Annotated in this window: 1 pseudogene; it reads right to left on the reverse strand. The window is 61.4% G+C overall.

Annotation, left to right across the window (positions count from 1 at the left end):
• A pseudogene (locus C448_RS01140) lies at positions 1 to 770 on the reverse strand (hypothetical protein); the annotation flags it as partial.

Here is a 770-nt window from a genome sequence, read left to right on the forward strand (position 1 = left end):
ATCGTGTCCTCGGGAGTCAGCGCACCCGTACCTTCAAGACTACCACTTACCGAAAAAGAGTAATTCGTACGCGATCCGGCACCGTCGATCGTGAGCGTATGCGGAAGTCTCCCCCCACCTTGATTCGGTGTCGGACAGGAGCCGCTCGCATCGATGTTGCGTGTTCGGACCCACGAGTTGTCCTCGACGACGCGCTGCCCATTGACGTCGATCGTACTGTTGACCACTTTGCTGCCGTCGGAGTCAACCAGTCGTACGCCATCACGATTACCACCGTTCTGGTCGATACAACAGCCCTTCACTACCGAATCGTCACGCTGGTCGATGCGGATCGCGTCGGCACTGGACGCCGACCCAGTCACACTCACGTTTTCGAGCGTCGCCGTGTGGGGCTTCGGGGGCGGGCCACGATTGCCGAAGCCGACCGGTGCCTTCGCGTAGAAACCTCGGATCGAGTCGACATCGACCTTGATACGGGTGTTCCGGACTGCGTGGTCGGCCCCATCGCTGCCGACCACGACGCCACCGCTCGAATTGGGCGTCGAGGCAATGGTGATGTCGCAGTTCTCGACGCTTGCGCCGCGATAGCCGAACTTCCCGGCCTCGAAGCGCACGCCGCGGGAGTTGAGCGTGTCGCCGGGGTTCGGGCTGTTGCTGTTGTCGAAATCGGCGGTGATGGTCGCGTTTTTCACGTAGCTGTCACTGCTACTGAGCCGGACCTGTGTGATATCGTTGTTCCGGAAGACGCCGCCCTCGACCTGGACGGCACC

Source organism: Halococcus morrhuae DSM 1307 (genome assembly GCF_000336695.1).
GTDB classification, from domain to species: Archaea; Halobacteriota; Halobacteria; order Halobacteriales; family Halococcaceae; genus Halococcus; species Halococcus morrhuae.